The sequence below is a fragment of the Ruegeria sp. AM1 genome, assembly GCF_056540745.1.
Genome location: NZ_JBQFXH010000001.1, coordinates 362,042 through 388,864, shown reverse-complemented (window position 1 = coordinate 388,864; position 26,823 = coordinate 362,042). Strand labels below are relative to the sequence as shown.

Here is a 26,823-nt window from a genome sequence, read left to right as displayed (position 1 = left end):
GGGGCGCGCGGACGGCAGATAGCCCCCCACCCTCACCACGCGCATAAAGACCCCGGATTTGAGCAGCTGGCTGATTTCACTGGAAGGCACCGAGGCAGGCCATCAACTGGCTCTTGCCCTCGCGCTGATGGCCGCGTTCCTTCACGCGGTGTTTGGCGCCCTGCAAAAAGGCCGCCACGATCCATGGCTGTCGCGCGGGGCAATCGACGCCTCGTATTGCCTGATGGCCGCGCCCTTTGCGCTGTTTGTCGTTCCCTGGCCCGAACCGTTCATGTGGCCGATCTTTGCCACAGCCTGGCTGATCCATATGGCTTACAAGATCTTGCAGGCCATGGCCTATACCAAGGGCTCTTACACGGTGGTCTACCCGGTCGTCCGGGGCACCGGCCCGCTGTTTACCGTGATCGGGGCTTATCTGATTTTTGACGAGGTCTTCACCACCACCCAATGGCTGGGAGTTGGGGTGCTTCTGACGGGTATCTTCGGGCTGGCCGCCTACAACCTGCGCTTTCTCGAAACCAATCGCGAAACGCTGGGTGTTGCGCTGGTGCTGGCATTTGCCACCGGCCTGTTTGTGGCGCTTTATACAACCTATGACGCCTACGGCATCCGCGCCACGGCTGATCCGTTTACCTTTCTGGCGTGGTTTTTCATGATCGATGGCTTTGCCATGCCGATCTATGCCGCCCTCAGATGGCGCGCCATGTCCGATCGCCCGACCCTTGGCCCGCTGATGCTGCGCGGTGTTACGGGCGGGATCGTTGCCTTCATGTCGTTCGGCGCCGTCATGCTGGCCACCCGGCTCGACAAGGTGGGCGAAGCGGCGGTTCTGCGCGAAACCTCAACCGTGTTTGCGGCGCTCATCGGCTGGCTGGTCCTGAAAGAAACCGTTGGCCCCCGGCGCATTGCGCTGATGGCATTGATTGCATTGGGCGCCGTAATAGTTGAAATGGGCGGGTAAGCAGCAGGACGGAATCATGTCGGATAAAAAAGAAATCAACCCGTTTCTCAAACAGGCATTGGAACTGGGCCCGCCGCTGGCCTTCTTTTTCATCTACCTGCGCTTGCGCGATGACAGCTTTCAGTTCGGCGGCACCGAATATTCCGGCTTTATCGTTGCCACGATCATCTTTGTGCCGCTCATGCTGGGTGCGATGGGTGTCCTCTGGATGCTGACAGGTAAACTCAGCCGGATGCAGATTTTCACCGCCTTCATGGTCATCTTCTTTGGTGGGCTGACCGCCTGGTTCAATGACGAGCGGTTCTTTAAGATGAAAACCACCTTGGTCTACGGGTTTTTCTCGGCGGTTATGGGCATCGGGCTGCTTCAGGGAAAATCCTATCTGGCCTACGTTCTGGATGAGATGTTGCCGATGCGGCAGGAGGGCTGGATGATTCTGACCCGTCGCCTCTGCGCTTGCTTCGCCGTTTTAGCCATTGCCAACGAGTTGGTCTGGCGCACGCTGTCGACCGACCTCTGGGTCAAAATCGAAACCTTCGGTTTTCCGATCGCGCTGATGATTTTCCTGATGCTGCAGTTCAATCTGCTGCAAAGCTATATGGACGACCCCGACCGGCAGTAACCCTCGCTCCGCCGCTTTGTGATCTGTTTATTCATGTTACCAAAGACAACCGGACAAAAAACACGACAAAAGCCTTGGCTTGCAAATCAAGCTGTGGAAGGTTGGGGCACCACTCAAAGACCACAATCAGGGAACCGTGCCACTCATGACGGGCTTTCCGAATAGCGGATTTCTTTCCGAGGCATCCGACGAGCTGCGTGACATGCTCAGTGCGCAGGCGTCTGAAATCACTCTGACCCAGGGTGAAATTCTGTTTGAACAAGATGACGAAGGCGACGCGCTCTATGCTCTGATCAAAGGCACGCTCGAGGTATCGTTCCTGGCGATGAGCGGGCGCAAGCTGGCGCTCAGCCTGATGCGCCCCGGCGAGGTTTTCGGCGAAATTGCCCTGTTCGACAGCGGCCCGCGCACCGCAACCATCACCGCCGCTGAACCCTCACGCGTTCTGCGGGTGCGGCGCAATGATGTGATGAACCAGATCCGCAAACATCCCGATCTGGCCGTTGACCTGATCCGTCTGGCCGGTCTGCGGATGCGCTGGATGGGGGCCCAGCTGAATGAGCAAGTGTTTTTGCCGCTGCCCATCCGTCTGGCGCGCAAATTGCTGCATCTGGCCAGCCAGCAGGACGAACCAACAGGCCGTATTACGCTGTCGCAGAGCGAACTGGCCGAGTTTGTCGGTGCCACGCGCGAGGCCGTGTCCAAGGCGATCTCGACCTGGAAACGCAGCAATGTGGTCGAGGCCTCACGTGGCGGGTTGCTGATTCAGGATTTTGACGCTTTGCGGCAACTGGCCGAGTCTGACCTGATCTAGGATACAATCGGACACAACGCTGAGCGCCGAAAAACCTGAGGGCGTGTGATCCACTTCACATACAACCCGATCCGCCTGATCTAGACAGAAGACCGTTACCGTAGGGGGCCGGTCTATCATCCCCGATATCTGTCCACCGGCCCTTTCCTGCACCAGAGCCATATGCTTTCCCAGCATATGGCTCTTTCCTTTTCTGCGTACCGCATATGAAAAAGGCCAGAGCGTCCGCTCTGGCCTTTTTCAGCGCATGAGGGCGGGCTTACTCCTGCAAGCCCAGCGCCACGAACCGAGGATCCCCACCACGGCGCACCAGCAACAGCAGCGACTTGCGTCCTGCCTCGCGGGCTTCTTCCATGCGGTCCTCGAGGTCTCCAATCGCAATCACCTTCTGCTGACCGGCTTCGGTGATCAGATCACCCGCGCGCAGACCTTTGGAATAGGCCTCGGATGCCTCATCGACATTTGTTACGACCAGACCCTCGGCCTCGGCATCAAGGCCCAGCTCCTCACGCATCGTATCGGTCAGGGGCGAGATCGTCAGACCCAGGATATCGGCATTCTCTTCAACCGGCGCGTCGGTGTCTGCTGCCGGTTCGCTTTCTGCGCGCTCGGCATCCTCACGGCGGCCCAGCGTGACCAGAACGGTCTGCGTTCCGCCGTCCCGATGCACGACAACCCGAACCGATTTGCCAACGGTTGTCTCACCGACCTGACGCACCAGACCGCGCGTATCTTCGACCTCAACCCCATCAAAGCTCAGGATCACATCACCGGCCAGCAGACCAGCGTCTTTGGCAGGACCATCCGGCACATCGCTGATCAGCGCACCACCGGGTTTGTCCAGCCCCATCGCCTCGGCCATATCCTCGGTCACGTCCTGAATACGCACACCCAGCCAGCCGCGGCGGGTCTCACCGAACTCACGCAGCTGATCCACCACCTTGATGACAACGTTCGACGCCATCGAGAACCCGATCCCGATCGAGCCGCCATTCGGGGACAGAATCGCGGTGTTCACACCGATGACCTCGCCTTCCATGTTGAACAAGGGCCCGCCCGAGTTCCCTCGGTTGATGGCCGCGTCTGTCTGGATATAGTCGTCATACGATCCGCTCAACGCACGGTTCCGCGCCGACACAATCCCGGCCGAAACGGAAAAGCCCTGCCCCAGCGGATTGCCCATGGCAATGACCCAATCTCCAACCCGCGCGATATCGCTGTTGCCGAACTTCACGTATTTCAGCGGACTTGGGGCTTCGACCTTGAGCAGTGCAATATCGGTCTTTTCGTCCGTGCCAATCACTTTGGCTGGCAGTTCCTTGACCGGCTGCCCGTCACCGGGAAAGAACTCGATAAGGATTTCATCCGCTTCGGCGATGACGTGATTGTTGGTCACGATATAGCCGTCCTCGGAGATCACAAAGCCCGATCCCAGCGCGTTGCTGCGGCGCGGCCGGTTGCCTTCATCTCCGTTTCGGTCCTGAAACTCGCGGAAGAAGTCTTCGAAAGGCGATCCTTCGGGCACGATACCCTGTTGGCCGGTCTGCCCTTCAATCAGAGTGGACGTGGTGATGTTCACCACCGCCGGGCTGATCTTTTCGGCCAACGGCGCCAGGCTGTCGGTTCGCGCCTGCGCAGCCAGCCCCTGCGCCAGCACAAGCAGCACCCCGAGAAAGGCCATCCACATCAGCCGCGTTTTCACGATCACATCGTCCCGCCGGACGGAAATACTGCGTGCTTTTGCCTGCACCTGGGGCCTCCTTGTCGTCAATCGTTACCTGAAACCACCGTCAGAGCGGCCTCATTTGTTATCCAATGTAGTCAGTTTGGGGTCGCCCGCAACTCGGGATAATGTGGAAATCACCTGCACGTGAGTTCAGATGATCAAAACCCAAGCTGATATGCCCCCCACAGCAGAATGAATCCGCTTACCACACATAGCAACCCCACCAGCCGCCGCGCGGATTCGGGCAGGCTGCGCAACGCCTCAAGCATACGCTCAATAAGCGAAGGGGCCAGCGCATAGGCCAGCCCCTCGACAATCAACACCAGCCCGAAGGCCAGAAGGATCATACCCATTACTGGGTCGCCTGCCCTGTGGGCGATTTCAGATAGTTGAAGAACTCTGAATCCGGGCTCAGCACCATCGAGCTGTTGCCGCCACTCAGCGCGCGCTCATAGGCAGAAAGCGAGCGATAGAACTCAAAGAACTCCGGGTCGGCGCCGTAAGCTTCGGCAAAGATCCCGTTGCGTTCGGCATCCGCCTCACCGCGAATGATCTCGGCCTCGCGATTGGCGTCCGAGACCAATTCAACCACGGTACGATCCGCCTGCGCGCGCACACGCTGCGCGGCTTCGTTACCACGGGCGCGTTCGTCGGTGGCCTCACGTTCCCGCTCGGCCTTCATCCGGTCAAAGGTCGCCTCAAGGTTCGCCTGCGGCAGGTCGGTGGCTTTCAGACGTACGTCGATCACACTGACGCCCAACGCCTGCGCCTCGGCAATCGCGCTGTTGCGGATACGCAGCATCAGCGCGGCACGGTCCGAACTCAGGATATCGCGCGACGACACCGAACCCAGAACTTCACGGGTTTCGGCACGCAGAATGCTGTCCAGACGATTTTCGGCAACCGGGATACCGCCGGTACCGACGGCCTGACGGAACTGATTCAGATCCGCGATCCGGTAGCGCGCAAATGCATCAACGACCAAACGGCGATCATCCAGCGGCGTCACTTCCAACGGCTGGACATCGATCGACAGGATACGGTCATCGTAACGCACAACCTCATCAAAGAGCGGCAGCTTGAACGCTAGACCCGGCGTCTCTTTCACATCGACCACCCGGCCAAATCGCAGAACCAGCGCCCGCTCACGTTCATCAACGATATAAATCGCAGACAAGCCGATCACCGCGAGGACGATAACAGCTATGAGGATAAGAGGTGATTTACGCATCAGTTGTTCTCCCCGGCCTGATTGCGGCGCAACTCATTCAGCGGCAGATACGGCACGACGCCCTGCCCCGAACCGGTCGAGTTTTCATCCAGAATGATCTTGTCGACATCCCCCAGAACCTGCTCCATCCGTTCCAGATAAAGGCGCTTACGGGTCACATCCGGCGCTTTGGTATATTCTTCCAGAACCGCGCTAAAACGGCTGGCCTCACCCTGAGCGCTGTTGATCTGTTGGGCGCGATAGGCTTCCGCCTCTTCCAGAACTTGCGCGGCTTCACCGCGGGCTTCCGCCAAAACACGGTTTGCATAAGCGTCGGCCACGTTCTGCAGCCGGTCCCGTTCCTGCGCAGCGGCCTGAACGTCGCGGAATGCGGCGATCACGTCCTGCGGCGGGTCGGCTTTGTCAAAGTTCACGCGGATGATGTTCACACCCGAATCGTAGCTGTCCATTGTTAACTGGATCAGCTCCTGCAGGCGCTCGCCGATGATCCCACGATCCCGGTTCAGGATCGGGGCCAGCTCGCTTTGCGCAATAATCTCGCGCATCGCCGATTCCGACACGGCTCGGATCGTCTGGCGCGGATCACGCAGGTTAAACAGGTACTTCGCCGGATCGTTGATGTTCCAGACCACCTGATAGTCGATGTCGACCACATTCTCGTCACCGGTCAGCATCAGGCCGTCATCGCTGCCACGCGCGCCGCCCATGTCCTCGGTCTGTTCGCGGGTGACCGGAATGACCTCGGCGGTTACGAGCGGCCATGGGGCAAAGTTCAAACCCGGATTACCAACGGCCGAAAACTCACCCAGAAACAGCTCTACAGATTGCTCTTCAGGCTTGACGGTATAGACGCTTGCCGCGAGCCACAGGCCGACAGCCACAAGCGCACCAATCGCGACGGTCCCCCTGGTAAAGATCGGACCACCGCCGCCGCCCTGTCCGCTGCCGCCTTGACCACCACCGCCACGACCGCCCATCAGGACGCGCAGTTGCTCCTGGCCTTTCTTCATCAATTCGTCGATCTCGGGGATCTGCGGGCCATCGCCTTCGGGCGGGCGTTGCCCGTTCCCATTGTTACCCCGATTTCCTCCGCCACCGGATGAGCCTCCGCCCCCCCAGGGGCCACCGCTGTTGCCCGCCATATGTATCATTTCCCTTGTGTTGGACCGTGTGATCACGGGTTCCCTTGTAACGTGTGTGCGCGCGCTTGCAAATCAAGCCGTGCGTACAGGTTGCCGCATCGTTACCAGTTCTTCGGCCATCACCGGATGAACCGCAACTGTACGGTCGAAATCTTCTTTGGTAGCGCCCATTTTCACGGCGATACCGGCCAGCTGAATCATCTCGCCCGCGCCAGGCGCCACGATATGACAGCCCAGCACCTTGCGGGTGGCCTGGCTGACTATCAGCTTCATCAGAACCCGCTGGGTGCCGCCTGCAAATGACTTCTGCATGGGCTTGAACGAGGTTGCATAAACTTCAATGGGTTCCTGCGCTGCCGCCTCTTCCTCGCTCAGCCCTACAGTGCCCATCTCGGGCTGAGTGAAGATCGCGGTGGGGATCAGTTCGTGATCCACAGGCGTTGGGTTGCCTTTAAAGACGGTTTCGACAAAAGCCATACCCTCTCGGATGGCAACCGGCGTCAGGTTCACCCGGTCGGTCACATCGCCGATGGCATAGATCGAGGGCACCGCCGTCTGGCTGTAATCATCCACAATGATCTCGCCCTTGCGCCCGCGTTCGACGCCCAAGCTTTCCAGCCCCAGCCCATCGGCATTCGGCGTCCGTCCCGTGGCATACATGACCACGTCAAACAACTGCTCCGAGCCGTTGGTGGCCTTGACGCGAATCTTGTCGCCGTCTTTCGCCATCTCCAGCACATTGGTCCCTAGATGCAGATCGACGCCATTCTGGCACATTTCTTCGCTGATCAGCCCGCGCGCCTCGTCATCAAAGCCCCGCAGGATTTGTGCACCGCGATAGAACTGGGTCGTCTTGACCCCCAACCCGTTCATGATACCCGCAAATTCACAGGCGATATAGCCGCCGCCCACGATCAGGATCGACTCGGGCAACTTCTCCAGATGGAAAATCTCGTTCGACGTGATGGCCAGATCCGAGCCCGGAAACTCGGGCACAACCGGGCGACCTCCCGTGGCCACCAGAATATGCTTGGCGGTCTTGCGCGTACCATCGGCCAGCTCGACCGTATGCGCATCCACTACGTGGGCGCGTTGATCAAAGCTCTCAACGCCGTTGTTTTTCAGGATGTTGCGATAGATGCCTTCCAGCCGGTCGAGCTCGGTGACCAGCTTTCCATGAAAGGTGTTCCAGTCGAACGCGCCCGCCTGAATGTCCCAGCCATAAGCCTGCGCATCGTCAACCATGCCCGAATACTCGCTGGCGAAGACCATCAGCTTTTTGGGCACACAGCCCCGGATCACGCAGGTCCCGCCATAGCGGTCCTCTTCAGCCAGACCAACTTTGGCTCCGTTTTCGCCTGCGGCGACGCGGGCTGCCCGTACCCCGCCCGAACCGCCACCAATGACGAACAGATCATAGTCAAAGCTCATACTTGAGTTCCTTCATTCAGCCTGACCGAAACTTCCTGTCTATCTGGGATCATTGCGAAATCTTCCAACCCTGAAAGCGCAGAAATATCGAATAACGGCTTAAGTTTTTGCGGCCGCGCGCAAGAAATCCGCGCGGGTCGTCAATCCGCAAGATCCGAGAACAGATTGTCGCGCCCCTCGCCCAGGCGGTCCAGCTCGATCGTGCCTTCATTGATGTCGCGCAATTCCACGCGGCCGTCTCCAAACCCGATGACGACCTTGTCACAGATGTCGATAAACAACCCGTTTTCGACAACGCCCGGTATCTGGTTCAGAACCAGCGCCATCTGCCGCGGGTTGCCGATGCGCTGCAGATGCAGATCAAGGATATGGTTGCCCTCATCCGTCACGGTGGGCGCTTCGCCGTTCATCCGCAACGTCGCCGAAGTGCCCAACACATCCATCGTGTCCAGCGCCTCTTCGATCAGTGTCCGCGTGGTTTGCCAACCAAAGGGGATCACTTCGACCGGCAAGGGGAACGCGCCGAGCGTTTCGACCTCTTTGCCCGCATCTGCGATCACCACCATCTGATCACTGGCGGTGGCCACGATCTTTTCCTGCAACAGGGCCGCGCCGCCGCCTTTGATCAGGCTCAGATCGCCGTCGAACTCATCGGCCCCGTCGATGGTCAGGTCCAGCCAACCGGCCTGATCCAATGAGACGACCTCGATCCCAACCTCACGCGCCAGCTGCGCCGTGGCGGTCGAGGTTGGCACGCCCTTGATCTTAAGCCCGTCATTCTGCACCCGCTCGCCCAGACGGCGGACCAGCCAAGCGGCGGTCGACCCGGTTCCCAGCCCGACCCGCATCCCGTCTTCGACCATGTCAGCGGCACGCTGTGCGGCAACGTATTTTGCAGTGTCGATGGGTGACAGTTCCCCGGTCATGGCAGCGATCCTCAGCTATTTTGCCGATCTTATACGGAAAGCGCTGCGCAACTGCGAGACCCAATCGTGGACTGTAGCATATGTTTGCGCTGTCCAAAGCGCCGCATCGTCCCGCGCCCGCTCAAACGCCCGGCATTTCTAGTCCGCCAGCCGCTGAGCGGTTAAAGTGAGCTTCCACTGCTGTTACGCCAATGGCGGCCTTCTGGACTGCGTTCAATAATTTGCCATCTACAAGCTTCGCCATTGGAGCAAGTAAGATAACAGATTTGCTTCTAGATTGCTTTAGTGCAGCCCATAGTAGCCATTAAGCATAACATCCGCATGCTGACAGCGCATCCCCAATGCCTCAAGCGCCAGGCAAACGCTTCGCAAAGTCAATTGTGACGTCTAACAACTTTGGGTTTGGAAAGAAATTTGCGGGCAAGGTTACCTTCGCAACAGAACAGCGGCCCTCAAGATCAAATAAATCATACCTTTCGGGATATGCTGTGTTGAAAATTTCTTCGACAACTGAACTGCATATCACACCGTCCCGGGTCGCTTGTTCCAATTGATGGTCGGCGTTAACCCCCATCCATCCCAAAAAACCTTTCGCTGTCTCAGAAGAAGCAAGCACCTCCCAAGCGGGGATTCTTGGATCGTAAGTGCGACCGGTCAGGTCATCGACCTGTCGTAGAACCTCTGCTTGCCAGCCAATAGGAAGTCCGCTTGGAACGACGGCACTAATGTCTCGATCAAGAAAGTATTCGGAGAAAGCCTGTTTCCGCACGACCGATTGCTTCGGTTTTAACGGATCAAACCTAGCATGAGTAACTTCATCAAAACCTGAATATAGAGCAACATGAACAATTTCATTTGACGGGCTGGGATACTTGCCCTGATATCTTGAGATTGCCTTCCCGAGAACCGAGTTATCATTCCATGCTAAAATGATGTCTCCGGGTTCCAATACATTTAGAATTCTTCCAATGCTGTCACTATTTACTTTAGCTTTTGGCCGACTTGTAACAATCGACTGCCTTCTGTCAAACATAAAAAGTCGCCCTGACACCCAAAGTCAGGAAACAATAACATTCAATTTTAATATAGGTAAGTAGAAGTTAAGCGATCATTGCATCTTCGTGTTCATAATGCATAATCTCTGCCACCTTGCCGTCAATCAGCCTAAAGCTTAGCTCTTCACCAATTTCGAGCTTTATTGGCAAGACATCACTATCAAGCTTACTGATCGAGTATCGATAAGCAGTGTCGTCTTCCTCGCACCAAATGATGAATATACCGGTCGAGAAAATTTGGGTGATGGAGCCGTGTTTAATCATTGAACGCACCTCTTTACCAGATTCTGCACATGCTGCAGTGAATGCGCAACTGCTGAACACCATGTTAGACTAATCATAAATCTAGTGTTTCACAATCGTCACGGCGAATTATTTTGCAACCGTTTAATAAATAATCTTTTAATTTCATATCTTTAATCTGCACATCTCACTGTCTCTTGATCGCTTTTGTAGCAGAAATTGTGCCTGAATTGACATCATTAGCCTCAAATTGATCCTACTTGTGGAAGCCCACAAAGCTGCGTTTAACGAGAAATATTAGTCCAGCAACCTAAGTAGCTATTCTCATCACTTGGACTGCGTCACAAATAGCCTATACGCGAAATGTCACCAAAGCCCTCATCCCCACATCGCCCTGAAGAAGCCTCAGTCCTCGCCTGCGAAGCACTAACTTGCGCTGTAGAACGAAAGTTGGCCGTGGGCGAGGCTTTGGCTCGAGAGCTCTGCAATCTGATCTGCAAAGCAGACATTCGTCGATAGCACAGCATTTGGCACTTTGGGCGCGCTGCAGGGTGTTGTTCAATCAGAAAAATCTGACGTTCTACAACCGAAATTAAAGAGACTCGTCGGGGCCAAAAGTCAGTCTTTGATGGCAGATCAGAACTATCCGACATTCAACACCAGTTGCCTCCCCGTTATTTACGTAGAACGCCCTTGCGGGACGGCGATATCGCCGCACCCCGTCAAACATGTGGAAAAAAATGCGTATTTCCTATAGGAAACGTCGCATTTCTGTCGTTCAGGCATAAATCGCTGTCATAGGGTCCAGGCATGAAACCGTACCTGCTCCATTATGCCCCCGACAACGCCTCGCTGGTGATCCGGCTGGTGTTGGAAGAGATGGGCCTGCCCTACAAGACCATGTTGGTGGACCGACGCCAGCGTCAGCAGGATGGGGCCGCCTATCGGGCGTTGAACCCCGGCGGGCTGATCCCGGTTCTGGAAACACCGCAGGGGCCGGTTTTTGAAACAGCCGCGATTTTGCTGTGGTTGGCCGATACGCATGATCAACTGGCGCCATCCCCAGAAAGCGCGGATCGCGCAGCCTTTCTGAAATGGTTGTTTTTTGCGTCAAACACGCTGCATGCCGACTTGCGCATCCTGTTCTACGCCGAAAAATACATCGCCAGCGATCTGGCAGACACCCTGCGCGCCGGCATTCGCCCGCGCCTGCGTCAGCACCTACAACTGCTGAATGCTGAGGCAAAGACCGCGCCGGGCTGGCTGCGGGCTGATCAGCCTTCGGTGATCACCTACTATCTGGCCTGCATGATGCGCTGGATGGCCATCTACCCGGCCCGGGCGGACCGCAGTTGGTTTCAGTTGACCGATACCCCTTACCTGCAACAGATCCTGATACAGCTGGAACCCCGCGCCGCAACGCGGGCCGCCATTCTCGCCGAGGGTTTGGGGGCAACGCCCTTCACCGCTCCGTCTCATGCCACTCCGCCAGAAGGGTCGCCCACCTGATGTTTCTCTCTGTTTTTGACATGTTCAAGGTCGGCATTGGCCCGTCATCCTCGCACACGATGGGGCCAATGGTTGCTGCGGCGCGGTTTCTGGACCTGATGCGCGCCTCGCCGTTTGACTTTGCGGGATTGCGCGGCTCGTTGCACGGGTCGCTGGCCTTTACCGGCGTCGGCCATGCGACAGACCGAGCCACGATTCTGGGCCTCGCCGGTTTTGTCCCCGACAACTATGACAACGACAAGGCCGAGGCCGCGCTGGCCGACATCGCCGCCACCCATTCGGTGCAGCCCGAGGGCCTGCCGGACCTGAAATTCGACCCCAAAAGCGATCTGATCTTTGACTATGACAACAACCTGCCCGGCCATGCCAACGGCATGATCCTGATGGCCACCGACGCGCAAGGCGACGTCATCCTGCGGCAGGTCTACTATTCGGTCGGCGGCGGTTTTGTCCTGACTGAAGAAGAACTGGCCGAAGGTAAGGACACCAATGCCGGCCCGCCGGTGCCTTTCCCGTTCCATTCTGCTGCTGAAATGCTGGCGATGGCCAAAACCAGCGGCAAGAGCATTGCTGCCATGAAGCGAGACAACGAAGTCTCCCGCGGCTGTGCCGAAAGCCTTGCCAAAGGCACCGCGCGCTTGTGGGAGGTCATGAACAGCTGCATCGAACGCGGCCTGACCACCGACGGCATTCTGCCCGGCGGCCTTAAAGTGCGCCGCAGAGCCAAAGGCATCCACGACGCGTTACAGGCCGAACGCGGCATGAACCTGAACGCACCGCACACGATCAATGATTGGATGAGCGTCTATGCGATGGCCGTAAACGAGGAAAACGCCGCCGGCGGGCAGGTCGTCACCGCCCCGACCAACGGTGCTGCGGGCACGCTGCCTGCGGTCCTGCGCTATTACCTCGACCACGTGCCGGGCGCGTCCGAGAGCCATATCGAAGACTTCCTGCTAACCGCCGCCGCCATCGGCGGGCTGGTGAAATACAACGCCTCAATCTCGGGGGCCGAAGCGGGGTGTCAGGCCGAGGTTGGCAGCGCCTCTGCCATGGCGGCTGCGGGCCTCTGCGCGGTTATGGGCGGCACACCCGAACAGGTGGAAAACGCCGCCGAGATCGCGCTCGAGCACCATCTGGGCATGACCTGCGACCCGGTTGCCGGGCTGGTTCAGGTGCCCTGCATCGAACGCAACGGGCTCGCCGCGATCAAGGCAGTCTCAGCCGCCTCGCTGGCGCTGCGTGGCGACGGTCAGCACTTTGTGCCGCTGGATGCGGTGATCGAAACGATGCGCCAGACCGGTGAGGACATGCATGAGAAATACAAGGAGACCTCGCTGGGTGGTCTGGCCGTGAACGTGCCAAACTGCTGAGCGCCGCGGCCAGATCACGCCTGTGCCGCTGAAACGGCCCGCTGATACAGATGCCATGTTGTGTGCCCAAGGATCGGCAGCGTGAAGATCAACCCCAGAAACGCGGGAACCAGCGACAGTAGCATGGTAACCGAAATGATCGCCGCCCAGCTCAGCATGACCACCGGGCTCTCAGTCACGACGCGAATGGACGTCAGCATGGCCGAGACAAAATTCGTCTCCCGATCCAGCAACATAGGCATGGCGATTACCGTCACCGAGAACAGAACCGCCGACAGGAACGCCCCGACGCAAGTTCCCACCGCAAGAAAAACCCACCCCTGTGGCGTGAAGAAGACGCTGTTCAAAAACCCATCGAGGTTGGAAAAAGAGGCATCCCTCAGAATGATCGCCAGCCACAGCCGAACCTGATAAATCCATACCCAGAAGATGAACAGCGTGACAAAAGCCATCCACCCCATCTCGCGCTTGCGCTGATGGGCCATGACGGTAAGGATGTCCGACCAACCAAAAGGCGCGCCCGTCTGCAGGCACCGAGACATTTCGTACAGACCGGCAGCTGCAAACGGCGCAACCAGTGGAAAGCCCACTGCAGCAGGAATGATCATCCAGATCTTACCCAGCCAAACCAAACACCATACGAACAGAATGCCGAACACCGCGTAAAACAGGCCAAAGAATCCACTCAGAAGCGGGCGTGCTAAAAAGTCAGAAAAGCCGGCCTTCAGCGACTCAGTGATATCCTGCCAAGTGACACGGTTAACCTCGGGCAGAGTCTGCGGTGTTAGATTATCTGGTGGTTTGGGCTCTGCGGAATTGGACGTCACAACACACTCCTCCCAAGCGTGGCACCGAACCGGCCTGTGTTTCCACAGACACGGCGGTGAACTGACGCGCCTTTCCTGCCTTCAAGATTGCATCAGGTGGGACATCAGAACAAGGGTAAGCATTGCCACCCGCAGCAAATCAAATACACGCCTGATTTTCGGCGGCACGCCAATCTGAGTGTGATAGCTGTCTCGCCATGTTATTTGACCTTCCAGACCACGACACCCTGTATCAGGCCCTTTTGAACCGTGACACGTCGTATGACGGACAAGCCTATGTTTGCGTCTCATCTACCGGTGTATTTTGCCGATTGACCTGCCCGGCCCGAAAACCAAGGCAAGAGAATTGCACGTTTTTCGGAACAGTCGGGGAATGCATCGAAGCAGGCTACCGCGCCTGCAAACGCTGCCATCCACTACAACCGATGGCAATGTCAGACCCCGCAATAGCAGCTTTGCTGGCCGCATTGGACATGCGTCCGGACTATCGCTGGCGCGAAAGCGATATCGAAAAGATGGGCTTCGACCTCTCCACAGTTCGGAGAAGCTTCAAACGCCAGTTCGGTATGACTTTTCTGGAAATGGCACGTCAGAGACGGTTGAGAGATGGTTTTGAAACACTCGCCCACGGCGGCGCGGTGATCGACGGGCAGCTCGACGCAGGTTTCGATTCTCCAAGCGCATTTCGAGCGGCCTTTCTCAAACTGATAGGAAAAGCCCCGGGCAACCTCTCGCGGGACCCGGTGTTGCTGGCCGATTGGATACCGACCCCGCTGGGCGATATGATCTGCGTCAGCAGCAAGTCGCACCTACATCTTCTAGAGTTTTTTGATCGCAAAGCACTGCCCAAAGAACTCGGGCGGCTTGATACGTTTGCCAAAGGTCGATTGGGGATCGGATCGACAGAACCGACAGAGCGGATCAGGGCCGAGCTTGCGGCGTTCTTTGACGGGTCGTCGTCAGATTTTCATACTCCGCTTGCGTATCACGGATCGGACTTCAGCCGAGCCACATGGGATGCGCTCAGACAGATTCCGGCGGGTCATACGCGCAGTTATTCGGATATTGCAAAAACTATTGGGCGCCCCGCTGCAGTCCGCGCGGTCGCCCGTGCAAACGGGGCCAACCAGATCGCCTTGGTTATACCCTGTCATAGGGTCCTGGGCGCAGATGGATCGTTGACCGGATATGGCGGCGGGCTTTGGCGCAAGCAAAAGCTCTTGGAAATCGAGCGGCAATATCTGCCCCAGAAAACTGAAAGGAACTACCATGTCTCAGATTGAAAGGGCATCTCGCTTCGCTGATCTTCATCGAAAGGGCGATCCGGTTGTCCTGTACAATATCTGGGATGCCGGAGGGGCCAAAGCTTTGGTTAAGGAAGGCGCACACGCTTTGGCAACGGGCAGCTGGTCCATGGCCGCTGCACATGGTTATCAGGACGGAGAGACCATTCCTTTAGGCTTCATGCTTCAGATGGTTGAGCGCATCTGTAGAACAGTTGATACACCCGTAACCGTTGACTTCGAAGGCGGGTATGCGACTGATCCTGTTGAAGTCGGAGAAAACGTCCGCAAAGTTATTCAGGCCGGTGCAATTGGCCTGAATTTCGAGGACAGAATCGTACGAGGCGAAGGGCTGCATTCAATTTCGGATCAGGTAGAGCGCATCAAGGCAATCAAATCTGTAGCATCTGAGGAAGGTGTCCCTCTGTTCTTAAATGCCCGTACAGATTTGTTTCTTGGAACAGACCCTGCAACACACAAAGACAGTCTAGCTCAGGCGCTTGAGCGCGCAGCAGCTTATGCAGAGGCAGGTGCTGATTGCTTCTTTGTGCCGGGGCTTACGCAATCTGACCTGATCTCACGCGTTGTAGAGACGGCAAGCTTGCCTGTGAATGTCATGATGATGGGTAGTTTGACGTCGGTAAAACAGGTTGCTTCCTTGGGCGTATCCAGGGCGAGCTATGGCCCTGCTCCATACTTGCACCTTATCGCTGCTCTAAAATCTGCCTACGCTGATATCAGATAGCGTCGACGTCACATACTGCAGGTTGTTAGCTGTTGGTTAGTTGACGAGATATCGTTGGCCATCTCGATCTCCGAAATCATTTCTACTTGCGTTTTCAGAGTTCTCAGAACTCAAACCGGCATCACAATATCACCTTTCCACTTCCCCCCTCCAACGATAGCTTTCAGGTCATGACACAGGATCGGCCCGTCTTTGGCATCGTCTTGATGCTTGGTTTCTGCCTGCTCGCGCCACTGGGTGACGCGATGGCGAAATTGCTGGGTGAAACAACCCCGCTGGGTCTGCTGGTACTGATCCGCTTTGCTGTGCAGGCGGCGATTCTGGTACCGCTTGTGGCGCTGACACAGCGCCACTGGCGACTGAGGGGGCGGGTGCTGAGACTGACGGTGCTGCGGACTGTGCTGCATATCATAGGGATCACGGCCATGTTCAGCGCGTTGCAGTATCTGCCACTGGCCGATGCGGTTGCGATTGCCTTTGTAATGCCGTTCATCATGCTGATGCTGGGCAAATACGTGTTGGGCGAAGAGGTCGGCCTGCGCCGCGTCATCGCCTGTATCGTCGGTTTTGTCGGGACCCTGCTGGTCATTCAGCCCAGCTTTGCCGAAGTGGGTGCCCCTGCCCTGCTGCCGATAATCGTGGCAGTGGTCTTTGCCCTCTTTATGCTGGTCACGCGCCAGATCGCCAAGGAAACCGACCCCATCGCGTTGCAGGCCGTCTCTGGTGTCTTTGCGACGCTGTTATTGCTGCCCGTGCTGCTGATTGGAAACAGCGCCGATGTATGGGTGCTGTCGATCATTGTACCAACAGGCAATACCCACTGGCTGCTGCTGGGGATCGGCGTGCTGGGAACGGTGGCGCATCTGTTCATGACATGGTCGCTGCGCTATGCGCCCTCAGCGACACTGGCCCCCATGCAATATCTGGAAATTCCGATTGCGACGTTCTTTGGCTGGCTCATTTTCTCTGACCTGCCTGACGGCCTTGCCGCATTGGGCATCCTGATCACCATCGGCGCCGGGCTTTATGTCATCCTGCGCGAGCGGGCCAGCGCGCGGTCTGTTCCGACAGAAACGCCTGCATGACCTGATCCAGCGCGGCACGCGGGACCATCACCAGCAGGCCCGGATCGTCGACCTCTAGCTGAACGTCCGCGATCGCCCGGTTCGATGTGCCCACGCGCCCACCTGGTTCCAGAATCAGGTCGTCGATAGGCCATTCGAGCCCCTGACTGCGCCCGTTTACCCGCCGAAATGGAAACAACGAGATCGTCCCACCAGCCATGATCGTCAGCGCGATACGCGGCGGCGCGTGAAAGACAACCTCATGCTCCCCCAGCAAGATACAGCATCGATCCTGAAGCCTGACCAACGCATTGAGAACCGAAAGTTGGTGATCCAGGCGACCTCCCAGAAATCCGACACCCAGCACCAGCGGGGCCTCAATATTGCGCAACGCTTTGTCGAAATCCGTATGATCTTGTTCATGAATTGGAAACAAACGCTCTGCCGGAATCTGCGCTCGATACTGCGACGGAAGCGAATCGAAATCACCGATAACCGCGTCTGGCATACGCCCCGAATCGATCACGGCCGCCGCGCCGCCATCCGCCGCAACAAGTGTTTTGACGCGATTTAGCGCCAGTTTCAGGTCGTCAGCCCCGATTTCGCCCCCTCCGACCAGCGCAACTGGGCCGTCTGAACAAACAATCGGGCTATTTTTTACAAGATTGACCATTTTTTCCGGTTTTGGACACATTGAGACCACAAATTGGTAGGTTCATCTATAAGGTTCCGAGCTGACAACTGCGCTCAGCGTCGCGCTGGTTGGCTTTGTAGTTTGTAAAGGACGTGCGTCTGATGGTACAGAATAACAAGGTGTTGACCGTTTCCTACGGGACTTTCTCGTGCACACTGGAAGGCTTCGACGATTCATTTGAAACGATGAAAGCGATTGCCGAATACTTCCGCGACCTTGCCGCAGACGACCGATACTTTGGGTCTGAACCTCCGCAGCCCGACGCCGAAATGCTGACCCGCATCGCCCAGCGCGACGCCCCTCGCCACGTTGAGGCCAGTCAGAACGATTCTGGCCTGTTGCTGCGGGCCACCGAGCACGCCCCCACCGCCGTGTCATACACCGAAGACGCCCCCCAACCCCCCGCCCCCGAGGCCCCTGATTTGGCCGCCATAAATCCCCCTCAAAAAACGGAGCCCGAGGTCTTGCCTTCCAAACCCGACCAAGTTCAGCCTGCCGCGGCCGACAGCATCGCGGCCAAACTGCAACGCATCCGGGCCGTTGTCTCGCATGCCGAAGACAATCCTGTCGCCTATTCCGAGGAAGACGACAGCGGTTATCTGGCTGCGGCGAAACCCAAGGTGGATGCCATTTCGGCGGCCTTTGAGGCCGGCGCGCTCCACCCCGACGATCTTGAGACAGGCGAAGCGCAAGCCAGCGCGCTCGCCGAGGCACCTCTGCCGCCGAACCCCGAGCCAGCCCCCCTGTCATCCGAGTTGGATACTACGCAGGACGACACGGCGATGGTCGAGGATGGCCACTCTGAGTATGAAGAGGATGCGACTGCAGACGCCCTGTTCTCGGACCTTGATGGCAACGCCGATGACGAAGAGGACGAGATCGTCAATATCCTCAGCGATGAGGATGAGATCCCCGAGATTGACCCCCAGCCGCACGCCGCGCCTGAACCGCAGGCACCAATCGATACGGCCCTTTTGACTGCCAAAGACGAAGAAACCCTGTTGAACGGAATTTCCGAGGTCGAGGCGCATCTTGAGGCCCAGACCGGTCAGGACGACACCGAAAGCTCGGACATCGATCAGGATGTGTCCCGCCTTATGGACAAGGCCGGGGCGCAGATGGACGACCCCGAAGCAAGCGACAAGCGCACGACATATTCGCATCTGCGGGCGGCCATTGCCGTTACCGAGGCGGATCGCGGTTCGGGCACCGACGCGGCCCCGGCAACCGATGCGGACTATCGTGGCGATCTGGCATCCGTGGTCAGCCCGCGCCGCCCCGAAGAGGTTCAGGCCACCAGCGCCCGCCCCGAGACCGATGGCGCAGCGCCACTCAAACTGGTTGCGGAACAGCGTATCGACACCGAAGAAGCAAATACCGGCCCGATCACGCCCCGGCGCATCGACACGTCTGAGGGCCAGGACGCCGAAGAAGAAGGTGGCTTTGCTATGTTTGCGCAGGAACAGGGTGCCCAGTCATTGCCTGACCTGCTCGAGGCTGCCGCCGCCTATCTGTCCTTTATCGAAGGTCAGGAGCAGTTCTCGCGCCCGCAGCTGATGAACAAGATCCGCGCACTCAAGCAAGACGAGTTCAATCGCGAAGAAAGCCTGCGGTCCTTCGGCCAATTGCTGCGTGATGGCAAGATCGAAAGAGCCGGCGGTGGTCGGTTTTCGGCCTCGAACCAGATCGGGTTCCGCCCCAACGACGAACGCGCAGCGGGCTGATCCACCATACAACGCACGCAAAACGGCCGGGTCATCCCCGGCCGTTCTACGTTGGTCCGTCACATCAGAAGTTGAAGGCCAGCGCCACATAAGGCCCTGTCAGGATCAGATCGATTACATTGCTGCCTTCTTGGAAATCCACGCTCAGGTGGCGATACCCTCCCGCAACATCGACCGTGTCCGTCCAGCGCCAACTGGCCTGAATAACAGCCTCCCACTGGAATTTCGATCCATAGCCAAACCCGCCGATATTGCCCATCGCGCCAACGCGCCAGCGCTCGTTCAGCACACGTGAATACCGCGCGCCGATGATCGGGTCGGTCCAGCTCTGATCGGTGCTGGCCATAAAACCACGCACTGTGGTCGACAAATCAAGATCCCAATGCCGCAGCCCGGCAAGGGCTTCCAGCCGGGATTGGCTGTCCTCGAACACGGCGTAACTGCCCCCAAGCGTGGTCATTGTGCCGTCCAGTTCCCAACTCGCGGCATCGTTGAAGGGGCCTATGGATACATTGTCGCCAAGATTGAGATAGTTGAACTCGCCCCCGATGGCCCAGCGCCCGTTGCGCGCCTCGCCTGCGATCAGAAAGGCGCTGTTGAGGATATTAAAAATGGATGTATTGCCATCCACCGGCGGGTTCGGCCCGATATCCAGCGAGGTTCTGAAGTTTGGTCCCCAAACATAAGGCGCGATCACATAGTCCCAATCATCGGCCTGCGCGCCGCCGGACATCATTGCCAAAAGGCTGACCATGGCTGCCAAAACCCGTTTTTTCATGAGAAACCCGCCTGCAAATAAAAGCCCATCGAATTCACTAACTTCGATAAGTCTCTCACGCAGGCAGGTTTCTTTCAACTGGGCGGGCTATTGTTGGTCCTGATCCGGGTCTTCTTTGCCAACACCGCGGAATATGAACTTGAAAGGCAGCGCCCACAAAATGCCCAGCACCACATAAACCAGCAGCTCAACCCAGATCGGCGGGCGGTTTAGCAGGTTCACCACCGTCACCACAGCAACGATGTAAAGCGGCAGCCCAATTACAAGGATCACCAGCGCCCACCGCCGACGCGCCTTGTAACTCAGGCCGGGTTTCTGCGGGTCCGCCATCAGTCGGCAAACGGGTCGGTCACCAGAATGGTGTCGTCCCGCTCCGGGCTGGTGGACAGCAATGCAACCGGACATTCGATCAGCTCTTCGACCCGGCGCACATATTTGATGGCGTTGGCCGGTAGATCAGCCCAACTGCGGGCGCCCTCGGTGGATTCGCTCCAACCGGGAACCTCTTCATAGATCGGTTTGCAACGCGCCTGGCTGTCGGCGGCCGTTGGCAGGTAGTCCAGACGCTCTCCGTCCAGCTCGTAGCCAACGCAGATTTTCAGCGTCTCGAACCCGTCCAGCACATCCAGCTTGGTCAGTGAAATGCCATTCACGCCACTGGTGGCACAGGTCTGGCGTACCAGGCAGGCATCAAACCAGCCACAGCGGCGTTTGCGGCCCGTGGTGGTGCCAAACTCATGCCCGCGCTCGCCCAGCCGCTGGCCGTCATCATCCTCCAGCTCGGTAGGGAACGGGCCTTCACCCACACGCGTGGTATAGGCTTTGACGATCCCCAGCACAAAATCGATCGACCCGGGCCCGATGCCAACACCAGTCGCCGCCTGCCCCGCAATGACATTGGACGAGGTCACAAACGGATAGGTGCCGAAATCGATATCCAGCAATGCGCCTTGCGCGCCCTCGAACAGGATGCGCTTGCCCGCCTTGCGCTTTTCATTCAGCACCTTCCAGACCGGTGCTGCGAAGGGCAGGATCTCCTGCGCGATCTCTTTCAACTGGCTGATCAGCGCATCGCGATCAACCGGTTCGATTCCCAAGCCCTTGCGTAGCGGATCGTGATGCTGCAATGCGCGATCCACACGTGCCTCCAGAGTTGCTTGATCCGCCAGATCGGCCACACGAACAGAACGACGCCCGACCTTATCTTCATAGGCCGGGCCGATCCCGCGACCGGTGGTGCCGATCTTGGTGCCCTTGCTGGCGGCTTCTTCGCGCGCCCGGTCCAGCTCACCATGAATGGGCAGGATCAGGGGTGTGTTTTCGGCAATCATCAGGGTCTCGGGCGAGATGTCGACGCCTTGCGCCCGGATCGTGCCGATCTCTTTGATCAGATGCCAGGGGTCCAGAACAACCCCGTTGCCGATGACGCTCAGCTTGCCGCCGCGCACAACACCCGATGGCAGGGCGTGCAATTTGTAAACCTCGCCATCAATGACCAGAGTGTGACCGGCATTATGCCCGCCCTGAAAACGCGCGATCACGTCTGCCCGCTCGCTGAGCCAGTCGACGATCTTGCCTTTTCCTTCGTCACCCCATTGGGCGCCGACAACAACCACGTTGGCCATATCCGGTCCTTTTCGTGCTGAGTAATCAAACTCGGCTCATATAGCGGGGCACAAACGACAGGGAAACCGATATTTCGCCGCAGATGCAAATCGGGCAGTCTTGCGATGCCCGAGACGACGGCAAGGCCCGCGCCACTAGACTTGCCGCAAATGCACCGGCTTACCGTGCGGTGTGGTCAGATAGGCCTCTTCCCAGGCCTGATGCAGGGTTTGCACGTCATCCGGCAGCGCCGCGCCCTGTTCGGCCAACAGCGCCTCAAGCGTTTCCAGCCAGGCGTGGAAATAATCGTCACCCCCGTCCAGCTCGCGATCCAACCCGTTGCGTTTCAACGTGTCTGAGAAGCGCGCTGCCCAATCGGGCCAGTCAAACCGGCCTGCTTCGTTCAGCGCAACGGTCACGGCAAAGACCTGCGCGTGCCAGGGTTCTGCAAAGACCGGTTCAGGGGCTGTATGTGTGATGCAATCGCTCATGCCGGTGTCAGATAGCTTTGCCAGAGGTCCAGCACCACCTCGTCACCGGGATGTTCAGGATTGGCCCACAGTTCAGAGGCCGGAAAAGCCACGGCATAGATCGGCTCGGGCGCTTCCCCCAGATCATGCGCGTTGGAATCAGGCAGGACATGCGTTCCATGCAAGCGCAGGATGCGGCCTCTGGCCCCAGCGGCATAGATCGGCAGGCGGGTGTGGCCTCCGTCGACCAAACGGTTGGCCGTGGCACGGGCGGTGATCACCTCCTGGCCGACCGTGAACCGCGCGGCGATGTTCGACGAACGATCAGCCGGGCCACCCTTGGCCAGCGCGCCCGAGACGGCCTCGGCCTTCAGCATCCGCTCGGCCAGCGGATGCAGCCCCCCCTCGCCCATGTCGCGCAAATCATCGCGCGTCAGCACACCGCGATCGACCAGTAGATCGGCCAAACCGGCGAGCCATTTCTCATAATAGGAAAACCGCGTGTAATCCTTCGGCGACAGACGCTCGCGGGCGTGGCGCGAGACATCAATGTTCCACTGACCCAGAAACCCGGCCGCCAGCGTCACGGCCAGCGCGCGCCCATGCCAGTCTTCGGCAAAAATCGGAGCGTCCTCGGGTTCGGGGTTGATCGGCCCATCGCCGAACCGCCCGCCCATATCATGCACACGGGTCATGACGGCACCTTGGGCAATCCGGTTCCGATCATGCTGTCGCGCGTGACCAAGGCCGCCAGTTCTTCTTCGCTGAGGCCTTCGGTTCCTTCTGGGCGCATCGGCAGCACCAGATACCGAACCTCAGCCGTCGAATCCCAAACCCGGACCGATGTCCCTTGCGGCAACGTGACATCAAACTCGGCCAGCACCTTGCGCGGCTCGCGCACTGCACGGGCGCGGTAGGCGTCGGATTTGTACCAGCCCGGCGGGATGCCGAGCAGAGGCCACGGATAGCAGCTGCATAAGGTGCAAACGACCATATTGTGCTGCTCTGGCGTGTTCTCGACCACGACCATATGTTCGCCCTGACGCCCGTAATAGCCCAGATCAGCCACAACCGGGGTGGCATCTTCAAGCAGCGCGGCCTTGAAATCAGGATCGCTCCACGCCTTGGCGACGACGCGGGCGCCATTCTGCGGACCAATCTTGTTCTGATAAGTGTCGATAATCTCATCCAGCGCCGCCGGATCGATCAGCCCCTTACGGGTCAGAATCGTCTCCAGCGCTTTGACACGAAGCGCAGGATCAGGCGGTAAAAGGGCGTGCGGGTGGTCGTGGTCGTCATGTGGCATAGGCCGCAGCCTGCGCGAGGCGCGACCCTCCTGTCCAGCCCCTTTACCGTGATGTGAAACATCAATGTGTGTGATGCCAACTCGTGACTTGCCCCCGGCATCAAACTTGCATAGATACCACGCGATACACGCCACGCTGTACAGGACCACCATGGAAAACGTCGTTCTCATTATCCACCTTCTTCTGGCTCTGGGCCTGATTGTCGTTGTTCTGATGCAGCGCTCCGAAGGTGGTGGCCTCGGCATGGGTGGCGGCGGCGGTGGCGCCATGACCGGACGCGCAGCAGCAACCGCGCTGGGCAAGCTGACATGGATCCTGGCCGCCTGCTTTATCGTGACCTCGATCACCCTGACCATTCTGGCGGCGCAGAAATCGTCGGGCAGTTCGGTTCTTGATCGACTGGGCGTTCCCGCCCCGGCCGCGACCGAGCAAGGCACACCGGCGGTTCCGTCAGCAGATGACCTGTTGCCCCCCACGCAGGGCGACAATGCACCGCTGATCCCTCAGGCCGACTAAGCCACTACACTTAGAAATCTAAAAGAGAGCTGCAACAGCATCTTGCGGTTCTCTTGCGCTGCGCGCGCGAATCCTTTATATGTGAAGTCCCGTGATGCAGCGGTTTTTTACGAACCGCCGGGCAGCTGATTATGACGTCTCACGGGAGCAGCCGAACAACATGGCGCGTTTTATTTTCATCACTGGTGGTGTGGTTTCGTCCTTGGGCAAAGGACTGGCCTCAGCCGCCTTGGGCGCGCTGTTGCAAGCGCGCGGATATTCGGTGCGTCTGCGCAAGCTGGACCCCTATCTGAACGTCGATCCCGGCACCATGTCACCGTTTGAACACGGTGAAGTCTTCGTCACCGATGATGGCGCCGAAACCGATCTGGACCTTGGCCACTATGAACGTTTCACTGGTGTGGCCGCGCGCAAGACCGACTCGGTCAGCTCAGGTCGGATCTATTCCAATGTGTTGGAGAAAGAGCGTCGTGGCGACTACCTCGGCAAAACCATTCAGGTGATCCCGCACGTCACCAACGAGATCAAGGATTTCATCGCCATCGGCGAGGATGAGGTTGATTTCATGCTGTGTGAGATCGGCGGCACCGTGGGCGACATCGAGGGCCTACCCTTCTTTGAGGCCATCCGTCAGTTCAGCCAGGACAAGCCGCGCGGTCAATGTATCTTTATGCACCTCACCCTGCTGCCTTATATCAAGGCCTCGGGTGAGCTGAAGACCAAGCCGACCCAACACTCGGTGAAAGAGCTGCGCTCGATCGGCCTGGCCCCCGACATTCTGGTCTGCCGCTCCGAAGGCCCGATCCCCACGAAAGAACGCGAAAAGCTGGCCCTGTTCTGTAACGTCCGCCCCGACAGCGTGATCGCGGCGCAGGACCTTTCCACCATCTACGACGCTCCGCTGGCCTATCACCGCGAGGGTTTGGATCAGGCGGTTCTGGACGCGTTCCAGATCAGCCCCGCGCCGAAACCCGATCTGGCCAAATGGGAAGATGTCAGCGACCGCATCCACAACGCCGAGGGCGAGGTCAAAGTCGCCATTGTCGGCAAATACACCCAGCTGGAAGATGCTTACAAATCCATCGCCGAAGCTCTGACCCATGGCGGCATGGCCAACCGGGTGCGGGTCAAGGTCGAATGGGTCGATGCCGAGGTTTTCGACACTGAAGACGCCGCCCCGCATCTCGAAGGCTACCACGCCATCCTCGTCCCCGGCGGGTTTGGTGAGCGTGGCACCGAAGGCAAGATCAAGGCCGCGCAATATGCGCGCGAACACAAGGTCCCCTATTTGGGCATCTGTTTGGGCATGCAGATGGCCGTGATCGAAGCGGCGCGGAATGCGGCAGGCATTACCGAGGCTGGCTCGGAGGAATTCGACCACGAGGCCGGGAAAAAGCGTTTCGAGCCGGTGGTCTATCACCTGAAAGAATGGGTGCAGGGCAACCACAAGGTCGAGCGTAAAGTCGGTGACGACAAAGGCGGCACCATGCGTCTAGGCGCCTATGATGCGGTTCTCGCCGATGGCTCGAAAGTGGCCGAGGTCTATGGCGGCACCGCGATCGAGGAACGCCATCGTCACCGCTATGAAGTCGACATCAAGTATCGCGAGCAGTTGGAAAAAGCCGGCCTGAACTTCTCGGGCATGTCGCCCGATGGCCGCCTGCCCGAGATTGTCGAATGGTCGGACCACCCGTGGTTCATTGGGGTTCAGTACCACCCCGAACTCAAATCCAAACCGTTTGATCCGCACCCCCTGTTCCGCGACTTTGTGCGCGCCGCCAAAGACACCTCGCGTCTGGTCTGATCCGGGGGCGACAGCGGGATTGTACCTGTCGGCGCGAAACATCTTTACGCGCCGACGTTTTGCGGGATTAACTGCCGCCATAGCAGCGACAGGAGACCGGCATGACCAACCAAGTGACACAGGCGGAACAGTTTGCAGCCCTGCACAAAAAGGGCGATCCGGTGATCCTGTACAACATTTGGGACGCAGGCAGTGCAGCGGCCATTCGCGATGCGGGCGCCAAAGCCATCGCCACAGGCAGCGCGCCGGTTGCCATGGCGCAAGGGTTTGCAGATGGTCAGGCTTTCCCGATGCAGGCCGCGCTGGACAATGCCCGCCGCATCGTCGCCGCCGTTGACCTGCCCGTAACGCTGGATTTCGAAGGGGCCTATGCCGAAGATACGGTCGGCGTCGCCGCCAATGTGCAGCTGGCTTTGGAAACCGGCGTTATCGGCTTCAACTTCGAAGATCAAATCGTTGGCAGCAAAGAGCTTTATGACATCGAGACCCAGGCCGCTCGCGTCGCGGCCATGCGCGAAGGGTGCGACACCGCAGGCATCCCGGCCTTTATCAATGCTCGCACCGATATCTTCCTCAAGGCCGCGCCCGACACCCATGACGCTTCCATGCTGGATGATGCCATCGCGCGGGCCAAAGCCTATGCCGATGCCGGGGCCAGCGGGTTCTTCGCCCCCGGCCTGAAGGACGAGGACATGATTGCCCGCCTGTGTGACGCCACCAACCTGCCGGTGAACATCATCGCCCTGCCCGGCACACCCGATACGCCCACGCTGGCCGGACTGGGTGTGGCCCGCGTCAGCTATGGCCCGGTGCCCTATCGGCAGATGGTCAAATGGCTGACGGCGCAGGCCAGCGCGGTTTTTGACCAGCCGACCTAGTCCGACAGATGCATCAAACGGCAAACTTGTGATCATTGAGGCTATGACGGGTAGTCACCGCTTGGCTGGCCACAAAATATGGACTAACCTAAGCT

Annotated in this window: 28 protein-coding genes; 12 read left to right on the top strand and 16 right to left on the bottom strand. The window is 58.4% G+C overall.

Annotated features, from left to right (window positions below; genetic code table 11):
* The first annotated feature begins 58 nt into the window (after positions 1-58).
* The 3 genes from ACR0I7_RS01910 to ACR0I7_RS01900 all read left to right on the top strand — a co-directional run bounded on the left by ACR0I7_RS01910 (position 59) and on the right by ACR0I7_RS01900 (position 2,397).
* Entirely contained in the window at positions 59-961 is a 903-nt protein-coding gene (locus ACR0I7_RS01910) for an EamA family transporter (RefSeq protein ID WP_480507871.1), read from the top strand.
* Between the two features lie 16 nt (positions 962-977).
* Entirely contained in the window at positions 978-1,583 is a 606-nt protein-coding gene (locus ACR0I7_RS01905; protein ID WP_480507869.1) for an inner membrane-spanning protein YciB, read from the top strand.
* Between the two features lie 145 nt (positions 1,584-1,728).
* Positions 1,729-2,397 (top strand): Crp/Fnr family transcriptional regulator, encoded by a 669-nt coding sequence (locus ACR0I7_RS01900; protein WP_480507867.1) that lies wholly within the window; start codon positions 1,729-1,731, stop codon positions 2,395-2,397.
* Positions 2,398-2,656: 259 nt separating this feature from the next.
* Here the strand turns inward: ACR0I7_RS01900 and ACR0I7_RS01895 are convergent, their stop codons facing one another.
* From ACR0I7_RS01895 to ACR0I7_RS01860, 8 genes are all read right to left on the bottom strand, one after another.
* Positions 2,657-4,084 carry a Do family serine endopeptidase gene (locus ACR0I7_RS01895; protein ID WP_480509686.1) on the bottom strand — a complete coding sequence of 476 codons (1,428 nt, stop codon included), beginning with the start codon at positions 4,082-4,084 and terminating at the stop codon, positions 2,657-2,659.
* 197 nt (positions 4,085-4,281) lie between these two features.
* On the bottom strand, positions 4,282-4,476 hold the full coding sequence (locus tag ACR0I7_RS01890) for a DUF2065 domain-containing protein (RefSeq protein ID WP_480507865.1): 195 nt from the start codon (positions 4,474-4,476) through the stop codon (positions 4,282-4,284).
* Complete coding sequence (gene hflC / locus ACR0I7_RS01885; RefSeq protein WP_480507863.1) at positions 4,476-5,354, bottom strand: protease modulator HflC; 879 nt, start codon at positions 5,352-5,354, stop codon at positions 4,476-4,478. Before hflC ends, ACR0I7_RS01890 begins: the two co-directional genes overlap by 1 nt.
* Positions 5,354-6,496, bottom strand: a complete 1,143-nt coding sequence (hflK, locus tag ACR0I7_RS01880; protein ID WP_480509684.1) for an FtsH protease activity modulator HflK — start codon at positions 6,494-6,496, stop codon at positions 5,354-5,356. Before hflK ends, hflC begins: the two co-directional genes overlap by 1 nt.
* 72 nt (positions 6,497-6,568) lie before the next feature.
* On the bottom strand, positions 6,569-7,927 hold the full coding sequence (gor, locus tag ACR0I7_RS01875; protein WP_480507861.1) for a glutathione-disulfide reductase: 1,359 nt from the start codon (positions 7,925-7,927) through the stop codon (positions 6,569-6,571).
* A gap of 140 nt (positions 7,928-8,067) precedes the next feature.
* Complete coding sequence (rpiA, locus tag ACR0I7_RS01870) at positions 8,068-8,853, bottom strand: ribose-5-phosphate isomerase RpiA (RefSeq protein ID WP_480507859.1); 786 nt, start codon at positions 8,851-8,853, stop codon at positions 8,068-8,070.
* Between the two features lie 346 nt (positions 8,854-9,199).
* On the bottom strand, positions 9,200-9,886 hold the full coding sequence (locus ACR0I7_RS01865) for a hypothetical protein (RefSeq protein WP_480507858.1): 687 nt from the start codon (positions 9,884-9,886) through the stop codon (positions 9,200-9,202).
* 67 nt (positions 9,887-9,953) lie between these two features.
* Positions 9,954-10,172 (bottom strand): hypothetical protein, encoded by a 219-nt coding sequence (locus ACR0I7_RS01860; RefSeq protein WP_480507856.1) that lies wholly within the window; start codon positions 10,170-10,172, stop codon positions 9,954-9,956.
* A gap of 789 nt (positions 10,173-10,961) precedes the next feature.
* On the opposite strand from ACR0I7_RS01860, the gene ACR0I7_RS01855 reads away from it, so the two are divergent.
* Complete coding sequence (locus tag ACR0I7_RS01855) at positions 10,962-11,660, top strand: glutathione S-transferase family protein (protein ID WP_480507855.1); 699 nt, start codon at positions 10,962-10,964, stop codon at positions 11,658-11,660.
* Positions 11,660-13,033 (top strand): L-serine ammonia-lyase, encoded by a 1,374-nt coding sequence (locus ACR0I7_RS01850; RefSeq protein WP_480507853.1) that lies wholly within the window; start codon positions 11,660-11,662, stop codon positions 13,031-13,033. The genes ACR0I7_RS01855 and ACR0I7_RS01850 overlap by 1 nt, the downstream gene beginning before the upstream one ends.
* A gap of 14 nt (positions 13,034-13,047) precedes the next feature.
* On the opposite strand, the gene ACR0I7_RS01845 is transcribed toward ACR0I7_RS01850, so the two are convergent.
* Entirely contained in the window at positions 13,048-13,860 is an 813-nt protein-coding gene (locus ACR0I7_RS01845; RefSeq protein WP_480507851.1) for a DUF2189 domain-containing protein, read from the bottom strand.
* 197 nt (positions 13,861-14,057) lie between these two features.
* Between ACR0I7_RS01845 and ACR0I7_RS01840 the strand changes: the two genes are divergently transcribed.
* The 3 genes from ACR0I7_RS01840 (at position 14,058) to ACR0I7_RS01830 (ending at position 16,973) form a co-directional block, all read left to right on the top strand.
* Positions 14,058-15,143, top strand: coding sequence for a bifunctional transcriptional activator/DNA repair enzyme AdaA (locus tag ACR0I7_RS01840; protein ID WP_480507849.1), 1,086 nt, complete (start codon positions 14,058-14,060; stop codon positions 15,141-15,143).
* Positions 15,130-15,888 carry an isocitrate lyase/PEP mutase family protein gene (locus ACR0I7_RS01835; protein WP_480507847.1) on the top strand — a complete coding sequence of 253 codons (759 nt, stop codon included), beginning with the start codon at positions 15,130-15,132 and terminating at the stop codon, positions 15,886-15,888. The genes ACR0I7_RS01840 and ACR0I7_RS01835 overlap by 14 nt, the downstream gene beginning before the upstream one ends.
* 170 nt (positions 15,889-16,058) lie before the next feature.
* The gene (locus ACR0I7_RS01830; protein WP_480507845.1) at positions 16,059-16,973 is read left to right on the top strand and encodes a DMT family transporter; all 915 of its coding nucleotides are present in this window, start codon (positions 16,059-16,061) and stop codon (positions 16,971-16,973) included.
* Here ACR0I7_RS01830 and ACR0I7_RS01825 read toward each other — a convergent pair.
* A complete protein-coding gene (locus tag ACR0I7_RS01825) occupies positions 16,918-17,625 on the bottom strand; it encodes a thiamine diphosphokinase (protein ID WP_480507843.1) in 708 nt (235 codons plus the stop codon). The two genes, ACR0I7_RS01830 and ACR0I7_RS01825, sit on opposite strands and share 56 nt — an antisense overlap.
* A gap of 122 nt (positions 17,626-17,747) precedes the next feature.
* Between ACR0I7_RS01825 and ACR0I7_RS01820 the strand changes: the two genes are divergently transcribed.
* A complete protein-coding gene (locus ACR0I7_RS01820) occupies positions 17,748-19,370 on the top strand; it encodes a hypothetical protein (protein ID WP_480507841.1) in 1,623 nt (540 codons plus the stop codon).
* A gap of 64 nt (positions 19,371-19,434) precedes the next feature.
* Here ACR0I7_RS01820 and ACR0I7_RS01815 read toward each other — a convergent pair whose 3' ends face one another.
* From ACR0I7_RS01815 to nthA, 6 genes are all read right to left on the bottom strand, one after another.
* A complete protein-coding gene (locus tag ACR0I7_RS01815) occupies positions 19,435-20,148 on the bottom strand; it encodes a porin family protein (RefSeq protein WP_480507839.1) in 714 nt (237 codons plus the stop codon).
* A gap of 87 nt (positions 20,149-20,235) precedes the next feature.
* The gene (locus ACR0I7_RS01810; RefSeq protein WP_480507837.1) at positions 20,236-20,478 is read right to left on the bottom strand and encodes a DUF2842 domain-containing protein; all 243 of its coding nucleotides are present in this window, start codon (positions 20,476-20,478) and stop codon (positions 20,236-20,238) included.
* Positions 20,478-21,773, bottom strand: a complete 1,296-nt coding sequence (locus ACR0I7_RS01805) for an adenylosuccinate synthase (protein WP_480507835.1) — start codon at positions 21,771-21,773, stop codon at positions 20,478-20,480. Before ACR0I7_RS01805 ends, ACR0I7_RS01810 begins: the two co-directional genes overlap by 1 nt.
* Positions 21,774-21,908: 135 nt before the next feature.
* Positions 21,909-22,244 carry a nitrile hydratase accessory protein gene (locus tag ACR0I7_RS01800; protein ID WP_480507834.1) on the bottom strand — a complete coding sequence of 112 codons (336 nt, stop codon included), beginning with the start codon at positions 22,242-22,244 and terminating at the stop codon, positions 21,909-21,911.
* On the bottom strand, positions 22,241-22,918 hold the full coding sequence (nthB, locus tag ACR0I7_RS01795; protein WP_480507832.1) for a nitrile hydratase subunit beta: 678 nt from the start codon (positions 22,916-22,918) through the stop codon (positions 22,241-22,243). Before nthB ends, ACR0I7_RS01800 begins: the two co-directional genes overlap by 4 nt.
* The gene (gene nthA, locus ACR0I7_RS01790; protein WP_480507830.1) at positions 22,915-23,529 is read right to left on the bottom strand and encodes a nitrile hydratase subunit alpha; all 615 of its coding nucleotides are present in this window, start codon (positions 23,527-23,529) and stop codon (positions 22,915-22,917) included. Before nthA ends, nthB begins: the two co-directional genes overlap by 4 nt.
* A 151-nt stretch (positions 23,530-23,680) precedes the next feature.
* Here nthA and secG point away from each other — a divergent pair, with 151 nt between their 5' ends.
* The 3 genes from secG to ACR0I7_RS01775 all read left to right on the top strand — a co-directional run bounded on the left by secG (position 23,681) and on the right by ACR0I7_RS01775 (position 26,728).
* A complete protein-coding gene (secG, locus tag ACR0I7_RS01785; protein WP_480507828.1) occupies positions 23,681-24,046 on the top strand; it encodes a preprotein translocase subunit SecG in 366 nt (121 codons plus the stop codon).
* A 160-nt stretch (positions 24,047-24,206) separates the two neighbouring features.
* Positions 24,207-25,850, top strand: coding sequence for a CTP synthase (locus ACR0I7_RS01780; RefSeq protein ID WP_480507826.1), 1,644 nt, complete (start codon positions 24,207-24,209; stop codon positions 25,848-25,850).
* A gap of 101 nt (positions 25,851-25,951) precedes the next feature.
* A complete protein-coding gene (locus ACR0I7_RS01775) occupies positions 25,952-26,728 on the top strand; it encodes an isocitrate lyase/PEP mutase family protein (RefSeq protein WP_480507824.1) in 777 nt (258 codons plus the stop codon).
* Positions 26,729-26,823: the final 95 nt, after the last annotated feature.

Excerpts from the sequence above, each read along its gene's own strand:
- ACR0I7_RS01905 (WP_480507869.1), top strand. The coding sequence starts at position 978 with ATGTCGGATAAAAAAGAAATCAACCCGTTTCTCAAACAGGCATTGGAA.
- ACR0I7_RS01900 (WP_480507867.1), top strand. The coding sequence starts at position 1,729 with ATGACGGGCTTTCCGAATAGCGGATTTCTTTCCGAGGCATCCGACGAG.
- ACR0I7_RS01895 (WP_480509686.1), bottom strand. The coding sequence starts at position 4,084 with ATGTGGATGGCCTTTCTCGGGGTGCTGCTTGTGCTGGCGCAGGGGCTG.
- ACR0I7_RS01890 (WP_480507865.1), bottom strand. The coding sequence starts at position 4,476 with ATGGGTATGATCCTTCTGGCCTTCGGGCTGGTGTTGATTGTCGAGGGG.
- hflC (WP_480507863.1), bottom strand. The coding sequence starts at position 5,354 with ATGCGTAAATCACCTCTTATCCTCATAGCTGTTATCGTCCTCGCGGTG.
- hflK (WP_480509684.1), bottom strand. The coding sequence starts at position 6,496 with ATGGCGGGCAACAGCGGTGGCCCCTGGGGGGGCGGAGGCTCATCCGGT.
- gor (WP_480507861.1), bottom strand. The coding sequence starts at position 7,927 with ATGAGCTTTGACTATGATCTGTTCGTCATTGGTGGCGGTTCGGGCGGG.
- rpiA (WP_480507859.1), bottom strand. The coding sequence starts at position 8,853 with ATGACCGGGGAACTGTCACCCATCGACACTGCAAAATACGTTGCCGCA.
- ACR0I7_RS01865 (WP_480507858.1), bottom strand. The coding sequence starts at position 9,886 with ATGTTTGACAGAAGGCAGTCGATTGTTACAAGTCGGCCAAAAGCTAAA.
- ACR0I7_RS01860 (WP_480507856.1), bottom strand. The coding sequence starts at position 10,172 with ATGATTAAACACGGCTCCATCACCCAAATTTTCTCGACCGGTATATTC.
- ACR0I7_RS01855 (WP_480507855.1), top strand. The coding sequence starts at position 10,962 with ATGAAACCGTACCTGCTCCATTATGCCCCCGACAACGCCTCGCTGGTG.
- ACR0I7_RS01850 (WP_480507853.1), top strand. The coding sequence starts at position 11,660 with ATGTTTCTCTCTGTTTTTGACATGTTCAAGGTCGGCATTGGCCCGTCA.
- ACR0I7_RS01840 (WP_480507849.1), top strand. The coding sequence starts at position 14,058 with ATGTTATTTGACCTTCCAGACCACGACACCCTGTATCAGGCCCTTTTG.
- ACR0I7_RS01835 (WP_480507847.1), top strand. The coding sequence starts at position 15,130 with ATGTCTCAGATTGAAAGGGCATCTCGCTTCGCTGATCTTCATCGAAAG.
- ACR0I7_RS01830 (WP_480507845.1), top strand. The coding sequence starts at position 16,059 with ATGACACAGGATCGGCCCGTCTTTGGCATCGTCTTGATGCTTGGTTTC.
- ACR0I7_RS01825 (WP_480507843.1), bottom strand. The coding sequence starts at position 17,625 with ATGGTCAATCTTGTAAAAAATAGCCCGATTGTTTGTTCAGACGGCCCA.
- ACR0I7_RS01820 (WP_480507841.1), top strand. The coding sequence starts at position 17,748 with ATGGTACAGAATAACAAGGTGTTGACCGTTTCCTACGGGACTTTCTCG.
- ACR0I7_RS01815 (WP_480507839.1), bottom strand. The coding sequence starts at position 20,148 with ATGAAAAAACGGGTTTTGGCAGCCATGGTCAGCCTTTTGGCAATGATG.
- ACR0I7_RS01810 (WP_480507837.1), bottom strand. The coding sequence starts at position 20,478 with ATGGCGGACCCGCAGAAACCCGGCCTGAGTTACAAGGCGCGTCGGCGG.
- ACR0I7_RS01805 (WP_480507835.1), bottom strand. The coding sequence starts at position 21,773 with ATGGCCAACGTGGTTGTTGTCGGCGCCCAATGGGGTGACGAAGGAAAA.
- ACR0I7_RS01800 (WP_480507834.1), bottom strand. The coding sequence starts at position 22,244 with ATGAGCGATTGCATCACACATACAGCCCCTGAACCGGTCTTTGCAGAA.
- nthB (WP_480507832.1), bottom strand. The coding sequence starts at position 22,918 with ATGACCCGTGTGCATGATATGGGCGGGCGGTTCGGCGATGGGCCGATC.
- nthA (WP_480507830.1), bottom strand. The coding sequence starts at position 23,529 with ATGCCACATGACGACCACGACCACCCGCACGCCCTTTTACCGCCTGAT.
- secG (WP_480507828.1), top strand. The coding sequence starts at position 23,681 with ATGGAAAACGTCGTTCTCATTATCCACCTTCTTCTGGCTCTGGGCCTG.
- ACR0I7_RS01780 (WP_480507826.1), top strand. The coding sequence starts at position 24,207 with ATGGCGCGTTTTATTTTCATCACTGGTGGTGTGGTTTCGTCCTTGGGC.
- ACR0I7_RS01775 (WP_480507824.1), top strand. The coding sequence starts at position 25,952 with ATGACCAACCAAGTGACACAGGCGGAACAGTTTGCAGCCCTGCACAAA.